Below are 13,912 nucleotides of genomic sequence, written 5' to 3' on the forward strand. Positions count from 1 at the left end.
ATGGCAAATGATATCTGGCTACATCTGCCGTTTGAGCAAATAGCCACCCAATATCGCACTGGCGATAATCGGTAATATCACCATTAATAACGGCGAAAATCCAGTCGCCAATGAGACAAAGCCAACCAAGTCTTGCACGTAACTAAATAGCAAGCCAAACAATAATGCCACGACGATACGCAAGCCTAAGCTATGCGTACGTAGTGAGCCAAAGACGAATGAGCAGGCAACAATCACCAGCGATAAAATTGATAGCGGTGATAGTAGCTTTTGCCAAAAAGCCAGCTCATGACTTAACGAGCGCGTGCCCTGCCTGCGCATAAATTGACGATGCTCGTACAGCTGGGTCAATGACAAATCCTCTGCCTTACGGGTAAGCAGATATACCGATTCAGGGGCAAAGGGCAGGCTTAAGGTATCTGACGGTGAGATGGCTTGGCTACTCTCAAAGCCCTGATTAATCATCAGCTTGGTCATGTTGTTCAGCTGCCACTCATAGCGATATTGCTCGCTCGGTTTGCTGCTGGCAGGATTAACAGGTTCACGACCAATATATTTACCACCCTCAGCGTGAATGGCCGTTTGCAGATTGCCATTATTGTCTAAATGCCAGCGTTTAACTTCACCGATATTACCTTGTACATCAGCATAATCGATATACAAAATATCGCTACCATCTGGCTTGGCACTGCCGTCTTTTGTACTCTCAAAGCGTGGCTGCAACGTCCAATAACCGCGTACCGAGGTGACCAATGAACTGCTGTCTTCATCGTTGATTTCTTTTGCCAATTGATTAGAGTGTGGCAGCACGAACTGATTGATAATCAATGCGAGCAACACAAAAATCAAAGCAGGCTGCAATACCCAACCGACGATACGATAAACGCTGACGCCAGCGGCACGCATCACGACCAGCTCACTTTTATTGGCAAGCAAGCCCAAGCCAACCACTGCACCTAGCAATGCGCCAGTGGGAATAAATTGCTCTAAAAAATAAGGCGAGCGATAAAAAATATACTTAATCGCCTCGCCCATGGTATAGCTATCATCTAACGAATCCAGCTCAGACAAATAAGAGAATACCAGCTGTAATGCCCACAAGCCTATGACAGCTCCGACGATTGCGAGCAAAGCGTTCAGCTTGACGTAACGGCTCAGCACTTTTAGTTTGGCAGGTTTGCGAGCGTACTTAGCATGAGCATTTTTCGAGTCAGGATTAGATGGTTTAGAAGATAAGACACTCATTAGGACTGCCCTCCTTGTGAGCCACTGCTCTGATGATCGGCAACCGTTAAAGGTGTGTTCTTCGGTTTGCGAAAGCGTAATCGATGCTGCACACGGCTACCCCAATTCATATAAAGTGCCAATGCCATAAACCCTAAAATGAGCCACGCATATGCCCAGACGCTCACGCTGCCTTTGCTCACAGCGTTTTTGAGTGAAATAATACCCAGCGCACAGCTGACAAACAATAAAATAGAAGGGAAAAGGCGTAACCAGCGACCTTGACGCGGACGTACTTGCGCCAGTGGTACAGCGAGCATTGGTGCAATGATCATCAACCACGGCAATGCTAGACGATAGCCAAGCTCACTTTGTGCCACACGCAGCGAGTTGCCACTACTTGCCGTACCACCCGTCGCGGCTTGCCATAATGGTCCAATCGCTTGCGTTTCGATATTATCTTCGTTGATGACTTCTTTTGAGGATTCTGTCAAAGTAATGCGGTAACGATCAAAGCCCACTTGATTATATTTCAGACTGCCAGCACCGACTTCATAACGCCGTCCTTGGAACAAGTCCAATTGGGTCACACCGCTATTACCCGTGTCTACTTGCTCGGCACGCTTAGCCAACGTAATAGTATCTTTGCTGATGTTGGTATTATTAGTAATCGCCGTTGGCATATTTGGTATGTCTGAAATATTTAATTGCTCAGCTGTTTCGGGATCGATGGTGTTTTTAACATCGACGGCAGCCTCTTTGGCAGTGTTGTTTTTAGAGGCACTGCCCTTTTTTTCAGGCTCAGATTGAATCAATATCACATCTTGCAATTGCTTTTTATCATCACTCAAGCTGCCCACATACAAATGATAATTGCCACTACTAATAAATTCATTGGGACGAATCAAATCAAACGCGCTGGTCAATGCTTGCTGTTGCCAGACACTTTCCGATGAGCGTACGCCCCACGGTTTACCAACGATAGATAAAGCCGCTTCCCCAACGAACAATGCCAATATTAAAGGCGTCATCAAACGGGCAAGTTTACCACGCGACACCCCACTGGCATTAATCACCGCCATTTCTTGATCGACATACAGCCGCCCGAATACCAGCATGAGAGCGATAAAAAATGCTAATGGCAGGATAAGCTCTAAAAAGTAGGGCAAATTATAACCAATGATGGTAAATAACAAGCTGATATCTAAATTGCCTTCTGCGGCAATACCAAAGTAACGGATCAAACGACCGCCCAGCATCATCACCACTAAAAACCCCAAAACCAATGCGGTCGTTGAGGCAACTTGTTGAGTCATATAGCGGCGTAATATCACAATGGGCACTCTTTTAAAAAGGTTGATAGTCGCACGATTTATCGCAGCTTTATTGGCAAACACTGACAATTATGGACCGCTCTAAATACAATAGCTGATACCGATAACTGGACAATAGAAATACAAGACCGTGCTGCTCAATCAGATACTTAAACAGCCCTAAAAGCAACGGTAAAAGATATGAAAATATCTGCGAGACGGGTTAGCGACATGCTGTAAAAATTAGCGATAAAGATAACCGCTAATCCTAGCATATTTTGCTCAAAAATGGCTGTGAAATGTGTTTGCAAACATTGCGTCCATCTTGCTATAACGCTGTATGGCTCACTAATAATAGATAAGATATGAAAAGAATAATGAGCATTTAACTCATTAGTTTGTCTTATCTAAGAAGCCTTTTTATTAAGTCTTTGCATGACCTTTTTACTTGATGTCATTTGGAAACCTTTGTGTGTCATTCGTATCACTGCCCTCGCACCATTAGGATTACTTGTTAAACTGAGAAAACTAAAAATTCCTAATTATCTCGCCCAATGGAGAATACTAATGACAAATAAACTCGGTTCTACCCCTTCTACTTTACTTGAAATCGCTGGTGGTCAATTTGATACGCTCGATTGGTCAAATTGCGCCGTGGTTTTTATTGACTATCAAAACGAATATGTCGATGGTACGATGCCATTGGGGCAAGCTGGTGCTAACGCCATTGCAAATGCGCGCCTATTACTGGATAAAGCTCGTAAACAGAACGTCCCTATCTTTCATATCGCCCATCACGGCGCAGATAATGGCAACGTTTTTGATCCCTTATCATCTAACGTCGAGATTATCGCTGAATTACAACCAAAGGATAGCGAAACCGTCATCGTCAAAAAAAATCCCAATGCGTTCCATGATACCCAGCTGCAAGCACTTATTTCAGCTGCACAAAAACAGCAAATTATTTTTGCAGGCTTTATGAGTCATATGTGTGTTAGCTCAAGCGTGAGAGCCGCCTTTGATTTAGGCTTTGACAGTTTTGTTTGCCATGATGCTTGTGCCACTCGCGACCTGCCTGACTATAAAAAAGAGAAAATCAGCGCTGATACCATGCATGCTACCGCGATGGCAGCACTGCAAGATAGATTTGCCGCTTTAGTAGCAACCGATGAGTTAGTTAATAGCTAATAAGCGGTTCGAACCCATGACCTAAACCTTGCTCACTGCGCACTCACCTCGCAATATGCTACACTATTGCGATTGCTTGATTGGCCAAACAATCTGATAATTTAACAGGTATCAGCAATTAAAAAAATCTGCCATTTTCATAGCGCTAACGTCATAACTATAATGTCATAACCCCAATAAGGATAAATATATGAATATTAAATTAACCCAAACACTGCCAAAAACCCATACGCAAAAAATCCTCAAAAAAGAAGCCAAAAGTAAAGACGCGGCCTGCCTCGTCGTCTTAATCGATGATCAAAAAAATATCTTAGCTGAGTCAGTATTGAGCGATTATCAAACCCGTATTGAGCAATTGATTGAAGTATCGCACTTTAACGGCAAAGCTTGCGAAACCGTCGCTGACTATGCGCTAGCGGGTGATAAGAAAACCACCAAAGAAAATCCAGTACAGCTATTATTGGTCGGTGTGGGTAATGTTGATAAATTGCGTCATAGCGTTCTAGAAAAAATTGCTAAGACCATTTATAAGAGCACCCAAAAACGCGTCGATTCTATCACTGTAGTGCTGGGCGATAGCTTAGAAGAAAACCAGTTTAGCCAATTTGCGCTGAGCCTACTGGCAGCAAGCTATCGTTTTGACAAGTACAAATCTGAGCAGCAAACGCCTGTTTTAACGGATATCTACTTATTGGCAGAGCCATCTTTAGAAGATTCGTTAGACTTTGCACAAGCGGTCTTTACTGGTCAAAGCTTGACCCGTGATGTTGCCAATGAGCCGGGTAATATCTGTTTCCCAGCGTATATGGCTGAGCAAGCACAGGAATTGGCAAACACTTATCCTGACCTCTTAAAAGTAACGGTACTTGGTGAAGACGAGATGTCAGCACTGGGTATGAACTGCTTCTTATCGGTCGCGCAAGGCTCTACCAAAGAAGGCAAACTGGTACTCATGGAGTATCGCGGCAAGTCTAATTTTAGCGCCAATACTGATAGCGATACTAACAAAGCCACCACCAACAGCGCAAAAGTCGCTGGCGGTCTAAAAGCGTTGGCTGATAAATTACCAACCAAAGCTGCTAGCAAAAAAGCCGCTAAAAATGCTGAACAGAATAGCGAAGACAATGCCAATGCTGCAAATAATGACGCGCCTATCGTCTTAGTCGGTAAAGGTGTTACCTTCGATTCAGGTGGTATCTCAATCAAGCCGGGTGCGGCGATGGATGAGATGAAATTTGATATGGGCGGTTCTGCTGCGGTACTTGGTACTCTAAAAGCATTATGTGAAGCGCGTCTACCGATCAATGTCGTCGGTGCCCTAGCTTGTGCTGAAAATATGCCATCAGGAGAGGCAACGCGCCCTGGCGATATCATCATAGCAATGAACGGTAAGTCCGTTGAAATCCTGAATACCGATGCTGAAGGTCGTTTAGTATTGTGCGATACCTTATGCTACGTGCAGAAGTATTATCAGCCAAAAGCCATCATTGATGTCGCAACCTTGACTGGTGCTTGTGTGGTTGCGTTGGGTCATGTACGCTCGGCAGTCTTTAGTAATGACGAAGATGTGTTGTTTGACTTAGAAAACGCCAGTAACCTATCAGGCGATCTAATCTGGCACATGCCAATGGATGACGAATATCAAGCGCAGATTGACTCACCTATCGCTGATATACAAAACATCGGCGGTAAAGGTGCTGGCGCTGTGACTGCTGCCTGTTTCTTATCGCGCTTTATCGAAGAAGGCCAAGCATGGGCGCATTTAGACATCGCTGGTACGGCATGGGTTTCAGGTCAAGACAAAGCCGCGACTGGTCGTCCTGTGCCATTATTTATGCAATACCTAAAAAATAGCGCAAATATGGCATAATCTATTGATGAATCATCACTCAATGAAAACCACTCTATGAAAGTTAGCTTTTATGTATTAACTGAGAATAAAGCCCAAGATTTCTTGGGCTTTATTTGTCAGCTGACCCAGACGGCGCTCAACAAGAGCAGCCAATCGTTATTAATCCTTGCTGAGGATGAAACGTTAATTGGTGAGCTCGATAAAGCGCTTTGGGCACAAGAAGATACGAGCTTTATACCACATCAACGCCTTTTAGATTCTAATACAGAAGGCGCTGATATGGATGTTGCTAATACTGATATTAATCATAAATTATTAGCACCAGTGTTGCTTGCCAGCTATATGCCAGCCGATTTTAAAGGGATCGTACTCAATACTACGATACGTCCCGTTAATGACTTTATAAATGCTACCAGCAATACGTTGCCAACTCGTATTTTAGAGCTTATCAAACCTGATATGGTCAGCACTGAGGCAGGACGCGCTAAATATAAGCATTACCAGCAATTAGGGTATGAGCTTACCCATTTCAAAGTTTAGTCTTCTATTACAAAATCAAACGCCAGTTATGGCGTTTTTTTGTGCTTAAATTTTGACTTTTAAAATTCTTAGAGGCTTATAAGTACGTTATTGCCTACTGCCTTATAAAATCTGTCAGTAGGCGCTTATCACAAAAAATGCTAACATCCTTCGGTCGTTAAGCTAACGATTTTTAAGCTAATATTTATTTCCAAATGGACTAAAGGGGTAAAAATGCATTCATTAATAGCGACGTACCAACGAATAGGATTGGTAACGCTGATTGTTATCGGTTTAGTACTAGGTACTTTGATAGGATGGCTGGCGCCAAGTGTGGGTATTGCCTTAGGTATTTTGGGGACCCTGTTCGTAGGTGCCCTAAAAGCCGTTGCCCCTATACTGGTATTTTTCTTAGTGATGGCAGCTATCTGTCAACATCGTAGCGGGAATAAGGTCTATGTAAAACCGGTGCTGTTTTTATATCTGATAGGCACTTTTATAGCCGCTTTGGTCGCTGTTGGTGCCAGCTTTTTGTTCCCAACCGAATTGACGTTAGTGAATGCGACCATCGAGCAAGTACCGCCAGCAAACTTAAAAGAAGTATTGAACAATTTATTACTCAGTCTCGTCGCCAATCCAGTTGCTGCACTAGCCAATGCTAATTATATCGGTATATTAGCTTGGGCCGTTATTATTGGCATTGCGCTACGACAAGCTGGCGAGACGACTCGCAGCACTGTCAATGACATTGCAGATGCCATCTCAAAAGTAGTCAAATGGGTCATCGCGCTAGCACCTTTTGGTATCTTGGGGTTAGTCGCCAATACCGTCGCTGATACTGGCTTTGCTGCGTTATTGGGCTATGCACGAATTTTGCTAGTACTGATAGGCTGTATGTTGTTTATTGCTTTGGTGACCAACCCTCTCCTCGTATATTTCAAAACAGGTAAAAACCCTTATCCACTGGTATTCACCTGCTTACGTGAATCTGGTATTACTGCGTTTTTTACCCGTAGCTCTGCTGCCAATATTCCTATCAATATGAACCTTGCCAGCAAATTAGGCTTACATGAAAATACTTATTCAGTCACCCTGCCATTAGGCGCCACTATTAATATGGCAGGTGCCGCGATTACTATTAATGTGTTAACGCTTGCAGCCGCGAATACACTCGGTATTGAAGTGACCTTTGGCTCAGCACTACTGCTCAGTATAGTCGCTACGATTAGTGCTGGCGGCACCTCTGGCGTCGCTGGTGGCTCATTACTACTCATTCCTTTGGCGACCAGTTTATTCAATATTCCTGATGACATTGCGCTACAAGTGGTGGCTATTGGCTTTATTATTAGTGTGCTGCAAGACTCCGCAGAGACCGCATTGAACTCATCAACAGACGTCTTGTTTACTGCCGCTGCTGATCCAAAATACGCACGCTAATGTTGGGTGTGTTAAAGACGACCATAACAAACCAATCACCTTAATTGATAGGTATAAAAATAAAAAAAGGGCTTAACTGCCCTTTTTTTGGTTATACTTTACCCATTTTTATTCTGTTTTACGAATCTTACCTTTATACGAGTATGAGACTAGTAAAGCAAAAAACATAAAATGGCTTGATCTCTTTTATTATTCATTAGATTGTCGGGGTAAGGATGTATTCATTTTTTGCGATGTATAAGCGCATTGGTCTAGTACCACTTATTATTATCGGTTTGATAGCGGGAGTATTGATAGGTTGGTTGGCACCAGATATCGGTATTGCCTTAGGATTGTTGGGTACCTTATTTGTAGGAGCACTAAAAGCCGTTGCACCGATACTGGTATTTGTGTTGGTCATGGCGGCCATTAGCCAACATCGCAGCGGTAATGAAGTTTACGTCAAGCCTGTGCTTATCATGTATATGTTTGGCACTTTTTTAGCCGCACTGACAGCTGTCGGCGCGAGCTTTTTATTTCCGACAGAACTGGTATTGGTCAACGCCACAATTGAGCAAGTCCCACCAGCCAACCTCAAAGAAGTACTGACCAATCTACTACTAAATCTGGTCGCAAACCCAGTTAATGCCATCGCTGAAGCCAACTATATTGGTATTTTAGCGTGGGCAATTATCATCGGTTTCGCCCTGCGCCAAGCCAGTGATACCACACGCGCTGTGGTCGGTGATTTTTCTGACGCCATCTCCCAAGTGGTGAAGTGGGTCATTGCCCTAGCACCTTTTGGTATCTTGGGTTTGGTCGCCAACACCGTCGCTGAGACAGGCTTTGCGGCTTTGGCAGGTTATGCGCGTATCTTGATGGTACTGGTCGGTTGTATGCTATTTATCGCTTTGATTGCTAATCCTATTATTGTACTGATCAAAACGGGCAAAAACCCTTATCCGCTAGTATTCAAATGCTTGCGTGAGTCAGGGATTACCGCATTCTTTACGCGTAGCTCGGCTGCTAACATTCCCGTCAATATGAACCTTGCCCGCAAACTGGGTCTACACGAAGATACTTATTCGGTAACGATTCCACTGGGTGCGACCATTAATATGGCCGGCGCGGCGATTACGATTAACGTCTTAACGCTTGCAGCCGCGCATACACTCGGTATTGAAGTGACCTTTGCCTCAGCACTGCTACTCAGTTTGGTTGCAACCATTAGTGCGTGCGGTGCCTCTGGTGTCGCTGGTGGTTCATTATTGCTTATACCATTAGCAGCAAGCTTATTTAGTATTCCAAATGATATCGCTATGCAAGTGGTTGCGATTGGCTTTATTATTGGTGTGATACAGGATTCAGCCGAAACGGCGTTGAACTCTTCAACGGATGTACTGTTCACCGCAGCAGCTGATCCAAAATATGCGCGTTAAACGCTAAATATATTATTTGTAAAAAAAGGGTCTCATTTTAGAGACCCTTTTTTTATGCTGATTTTTTACGTACCGAATAAAGGGATATAAGTTATTTTGAAGGATCGATTTCAATTTCAATCACTGGTGTCTGCATATCTAATTGGCGTTTAAATTGGCGTAATTGTTCGAGCTCATCCAATAACTCAAGTATCAAGCCAATCGCAGGAACACTGGCTTCAAAGTCGCGGCTAAGGCGCGAGGCACGGCGCACTGTCGTCAGCTGATAACCAGTGAACTGCTCACGTTCCGGCACATCATATTCGATGATGTCCTCTTCAATCAATTCGATGACCCATTGGCGCTCTTGGCCACAGGCAGATACCAGCTCATCCAAGCTCATGATAATGTCGGTAAATTCAGGCGAGTGTTTCATAGCTATTATCCTCGTTTGCTCTTTATTTCATCGTTATCGTATGGTCTTCATCTCTATTACAGTGTTTCAATGTGAGTAATTTTTGGTGGCCATTAACGACTAATATTGATATCGGCAAAGGCTTGTTTTAGTTGCTCATAAGCTTGGGTCGCAGCCTCAGTGCTAATATCAGGGTTCACGATGTTTAAGGTTAGATACAAATCACCCGCTTGCTTAGCAGGGATACCTTTACCTTTTAGACGTAAATTGCTACCAGACTTGCTGTTCTTAGGCACAGTCACAGCAAGCGTACCAGCTGGCGTACTGACGTTGATTTTTTCACCCAACGCCGCTTCCCATGGTGCTATATTGACGGTTTGATAAACATCAGCGCCTTCGATACGGATATTGTCTGCATGACGGATTTTTACTTTTAAAAATAAATCGCCGTTTTTACCGCCACCAATACCAGCGGCACCTTGCCCTGCTAGGCGAATTTGCTTGCCATCAGTAATGCCTTTAGGGATTTTAATTTTCAGCGTTTTGTTGTCATACTCGACACTGCCATTCGGTTGACGAATAGGGACATTCAACTTAATGCTGTAGTCGTCGCCATTATAAACGGACGCCAAATCAACTGTAATCTCTGCGTGCTGATCTTGACCTTTGCTATCTTGCGAGCCAAAACCACCACGCTGCGATTGGCCACCCGCACCGCGACCAAATGCCGAAAAGATGTCATCGAAGCGGAAGCCACCATCGCCATAAGCTTCGCCTTCACCAAACTGATCTTTGATATCTTCCCAGCGATAGCCGCCTTGCCCGCCACTTGCAGATTGACCACCAAAACCACCACTTTGACCAGCAAAGGGATTGTCTAGCATGGCGTCATATTCAGCACGCTTTTCTTCATCTCTAATGGTTTCGTAAGCATTATTAATCTCAGCAATCTTATTGTCTGCATCTGGATCATCGCTCACATCAGGGTGATATTGACGGACAAGCTTACGGTATCTTTTTTTAATATCTGCAGCTGACGCGTCTTTTTTGACCCCTAAAATGTCATAGTAATTTTTCTCTGCCATGTTTTTGTCCTCAACATAAAAGCATGTTAATGATACTGGTATGCCCATTTTAAACGATATGGTACGGAAATTTATTCAACTGCGACATAACAGGTGGTAACGATAGTCTATCTAATAATGATAGTAATATAAAAATTCAATACCGTTATACAAATATTACCAGTAATAGTGCCGAACAACAGCAGTGTTTAGGTTGTTTGAAGCACTTAATACATTGTTATTCACTTGTGCCACGGTAGTGATGTGTTTCTCTATAATTCTGGCATTACTATTCTTTGATAACCACAGACGTCATATCAATTTAACACTCGCCCTAATGAAAAAATAGAGAGTCAAGCCAAAAATACCATTAACAATGTAAATCAGTATTTAAAACAATTACATATAGATCACTAGTATTCAGTAGCTAGCGTGCATAAATGAGCGTTTTGACCTTGGTAGTTCTTTTACAGAACCGTAAGAATATGACAAAGTATGTGTTGTAAAATGAATATATTGTTTATACTCATAGGGAGTATGAATAACATAGGCAAGTGTATCTGTCTATTTTATAAATTGCTTAAAGGTATTAAATGTCTTATTTAATCAAGTCTTTGGTTATCACATTATCACTATTGCTGAGTACCACCGTTTTTGCTGGAAACACCAGTTATTACGGTAGTCAGTTCCACGGTAAACGCACTGCTAGTGGTAGTATCTTCAACATGAACTCTTTGACCGCTGCGCATCGCACGTTGCCGTTTGGTACGAAGGTACAAGTGACCAACAAGAAGACAAAGCAGAGTGTAATCGTAAAAATTACCGATAGAGGCCCTTTCATTCGGGGTCGTATTTTGGATTTATCGAAAGCCGCTGCTGGTCAAATAAACTGTCAGTTATGTACGACCACAATGGAAATACTGTCTTATGGTGATGGTAAATACCGTAAGGAATAACGTAATAAAAAAGGGAGAGCCAGCGCTCTCCCTTTTTTGTGACTGTATTATCAAGCAAATATAGATTAAAAAACAATCAAAACCTACTATTTACTATAACGAACAGCTCTCTACTCAAAACCCGCTTCCATTTCTTCTAATGTCGTCATCAAAAGCAATAGTTTTTCTTCATTGTCACTGTGCTGCTGCTGCAATGCCGTTTGCTCGTTAAGTAATAACAGCAAATCAGACTTGCGACCTTCTTCGTACAAATCCGTATCAGCCAGTTTTTCTTCAAGCGTCACGAGCTGTCCATCAATTTTAGCCAATGCCTTTTCTATTTCTTCTATCTCACGGCGAATAGGCGCGGTGAGTTTGCGTTGTTCAGCCGCCAATTTGCGCTGCGCATCTTTACTAAGCGTAGGCGTCGTCGCTTTACTTTTTGATGAATGATCAGGTGCTTTATTACTCACTTGACCATTATCTGTTTCACGTGAAACGAATTTCTTACTCTCTTTTTTACTTTTCTTCTTACTGGTATTTTTATCTGATGAGTTCTCTTGTTTACGCTTCTCTGCCAACCACTTACCGTAGTCGCTGATGTCGCCATCGAACTCCTCGATTTGACCATCATGTACCAAAAACAGCTCATCACAGACGTTGGCAATCAACTCACGATCATGCGAAACCAGTACCACTGCCCCCTCAAATCCTTGCAAGGCGATGGTCAGCGCTTGGCGCATTTGTAAATCTAAGTGGTTGGTCGGCTCATCGAGTACCAGAACGTTCGGACGTTGCCAAACAATCAATGCCAGGGTCAAACGCGCACGCTCGCCCCCAGAGAATAGCTCACTCGGCGTATCAATACGCTCACCGCGGAAGTCAAAACTGCCTAAAAACGAGCGTAACATCGCATCAGAGGTTTTACCGGCTAGACGACGCAACATCTCTATAGGCGTGGCCTTGGCATCCAAGATATCCATTTGATGCTGGTTAAAATAGCCTAATTTTAAGGTATCCGAAACACGATACGTCCCTGTTAATACGCCAAGCTCACCGACCAGCGCTTTAATCAGTGTTGATTTACCTGCGCCATTCATACCCAGCAAGCCAAGACGCGTATCCGGCGTCACTTGCACATTGGCATTATATAGAAGTGGCGTATCGCTATAGCCAATATCCGCTTTGGTCAGCTCAATCAGTGGTGAGCTCATATTTGCTGGCTCATAAAAGCGGAAAGAGAACGGGTTGTCCGCCATCATCGGTGACAGCTCAGCCATGCGCTCAAGCTGCTTGATACGGCTTTGTGCTTGCTTAGCCTTACTGGCTTTGGCACGGAAACGACGAATAAAGTCATCCAAATGTGCTTTAGTCGCTTCTTGTTTTTCAAACGCTTGCTGCTGCTGTGCCATACGCTCGTGACGGGTGCGAATAAACTGCTGATAATTACCAGTATAAAGGGTGATTTTTTGTTGCTCAACATGCAAGATATGACCGACGGTGGCATCCAAAAAGGCTTGGTCATGCGAGATGACGATAACCAGACCAGTATAGGCATTGATCCATGTTTCAAGCCACAAAATCGCATCCAAATCCAAATGGTTGGTCGGCTCATCGAGTAACATTAAGTCTGCACGGCTCATCAAGGTTTTGGCAAGGTTTAGACGCATGCGCCAACCACCCGAAAACCCTTCTACGGGTAATTCATGCTGGCTGGTATTAAAACCAAGACCTGCCATGATTTGTGCCGCTTTAGTGGGTGTACGATAGCCATCAATTTCATCAAACTGCTGATGCAATACCCCAATCTGCTCATCACTGACGCTACTCAAATCATTCAAAGAAGCATTAATCTCATACCACTGCTCATCACCGCTCAATACATAATCGATCGCAGACTGCGTCGTAGCACCAACTTCCTGAGCCATGTGTGCAACATGCCAGCTATCAGGAATACTGACTTCACCTCTATCAAGCGTGACCTCGGTATCTCCTCTGCCCATTCGCGTCAACAATAAGGCAAATAAGGTAGATTTGCCGGTGCCGTTGTTGCCCGTCAAGCCAACTTTGTGACCCGGATGTAGCTGGAAGCTTGCCCCTGCAAACAACTCTCGACCATCACGGCGAACACCAACGTCTTTAAATTCGATCATATAATCTCTTCAACTCAACAGTAATATAAAATATAAGGCAATAAAAAACACACATCTGGCATGTTAACTGGCGGCTATTATTTCAAACGCTTGCCCCATAGGCAAACGATTAAATAACTATTTCAAAACCAAGTGTTTATTCGCACAAAAAGTCTTTCTCTTAGCATGAGTTTATGGGGATAATAACCGCTAGTATCAATCAGCCACCTTCAGCCAGTAGCGTCACTCTTGACAAACGAATCAATACCCCCATTATGATATACTGCGATGAGATAAGTGCCCGTTATCAACCAAATCGTTGTAATGACACAGATATCATATTTATAATGCGCCATTAGTCATACCAATAGCAGCGCCATAATAACAGCACCCAATTGAATCAAACGCCGTGCGTATCTTTATTTGCAACTATTTC

11 protein-coding genes are annotated in these 13,912 nt (G+C 43.5%); 6 read left to right on the plus strand and 5 right to left on the minus strand.

The features are described 5' to 3' along the window. Positions 1–18 precede the first annotated feature (18 nt). Both lptG and ACP69U_RS04625 read right to left on the minus strand, forming a co-directional pair. Complete coding sequence (gene lptG / locus ACP69U_RS04620) at positions 19–1,245, minus strand: LPS export ABC transporter permease LptG (RefSeq protein WP_426137944.1); 1,227 nt, start codon at positions 1,243–1,245, stop codon at positions 19–21. After that, positions 1,245–2,540 carry an LPS export ABC transporter permease LptF gene (locus ACP69U_RS04625; RefSeq protein WP_426137945.1) on the minus strand — a complete coding sequence of 432 codons (1,296 nt, stop codon included), beginning with the start codon at positions 2,538–2,540 and terminating at the stop codon, positions 1,245–1,247. The genes lptG and ACP69U_RS04625 overlap by 1 nt, the downstream gene beginning before the upstream one ends. A gap of 564 nt (positions 2,541–3,104) precedes the next feature. Here ACP69U_RS04625 and ACP69U_RS04630 point away from each other — a divergent pair. From ACP69U_RS04630 to sstT (ACP69U_RS04650), 5 genes are all read left to right on the plus strand, one after another. Next, positions 3,105–3,725 carry a cysteine hydrolase family protein gene (locus ACP69U_RS04630; RefSeq protein ID WP_426137946.1) on the plus strand — a complete coding sequence of 207 codons (621 nt, stop codon included), beginning with the start codon at positions 3,105–3,107 and terminating at the stop codon, positions 3,723–3,725. 190 nt (positions 3,726–3,915) lie between these two features. Next, positions 3,916–5,595, plus strand: a complete 1,680-nt coding sequence (locus ACP69U_RS04635; protein WP_426137947.1) for a leucyl aminopeptidase — start codon at positions 3,916–3,918, stop codon at positions 5,593–5,595. 36 nt (positions 5,596–5,631) lie between these two features. Beyond that, the gene (locus ACP69U_RS04640; protein WP_426137948.1) at positions 5,632–6,117 is read left to right on the plus strand and encodes a DNA polymerase III subunit chi; all 486 of its coding nucleotides are present in this window, start codon (positions 5,632–5,634) and stop codon (positions 6,115–6,117) included. 213 nt (positions 6,118–6,330) lie between these two features. After that, entirely contained in the window at positions 6,331–7,533 is a 1,203-nt protein-coding gene (gene sstT / locus ACP69U_RS04645) for a serine/threonine transporter SstT (protein WP_426137949.1), read from the plus strand. A gap of 215 nt (positions 7,534–7,748) precedes the next feature. Beyond that, positions 7,749–8,951, plus strand: coding sequence for a serine/threonine transporter SstT (gene sstT / locus ACP69U_RS04650; RefSeq protein WP_060490156.1), 1,203 nt, complete (start codon positions 7,749–7,751; stop codon positions 8,949–8,951). 91 nt (positions 8,952–9,042) lie between these two features. Here sstT (ACP69U_RS04650) and ACP69U_RS04655 read toward each other — a convergent pair whose 3' ends face one another. Then, complete coding sequence (locus tag ACP69U_RS04655; RefSeq protein WP_426137950.1) at positions 9,043–9,366, minus strand: chaperone modulator CbpM; 324 nt, start codon at positions 9,364–9,366, stop codon at positions 9,043–9,045. Positions 9,367–9,458: 92 nt separating this feature from the next. Beyond that, positions 9,459–10,430: a DnaJ C-terminal domain-containing protein gene (locus tag ACP69U_RS04660; protein WP_426137951.1), complete on the minus strand. Its 972-nt coding sequence runs from the start codon at positions 10,428–10,430 to the stop codon at positions 9,459–9,461. 572 nt (positions 10,431–11,002) lie between these two features. Here ACP69U_RS04660 and ACP69U_RS04665 point away from each other — a divergent pair. Then, the gene (locus tag ACP69U_RS04665; RefSeq protein WP_045442968.1) at positions 11,003–11,365 is read left to right on the plus strand and encodes a septal ring lytic transglycosylase RlpA family protein; all 363 of its coding nucleotides are present in this window, start codon (positions 11,003–11,005) and stop codon (positions 11,363–11,365) included. Between the two features lie 110 nt (positions 11,366–11,475). Here ACP69U_RS04665 and ACP69U_RS04670 read toward each other — a convergent pair whose 3' ends face one another. Continuing rightward, on the minus strand, positions 11,476–13,497 hold the full coding sequence (locus ACP69U_RS04670) for an ABC-F family ATP-binding cassette domain-containing protein (RefSeq protein WP_426137952.1): 2,022 nt from the start codon (positions 13,495–13,497) through the stop codon (positions 11,476–11,478). Positions 13,498–13,912 lie beyond the last annotated feature (415 nt).

Origin of the sequence: Psychrobacter sp. TWR1-1-1, from assembly GCF_049895865.1 — a bacterium.
GTDB classification, from domain to species: Bacteria; Pseudomonadota; Gammaproteobacteria; order Pseudomonadales; family Moraxellaceae; genus Psychrobacter; species Psychrobacter immobilis_A.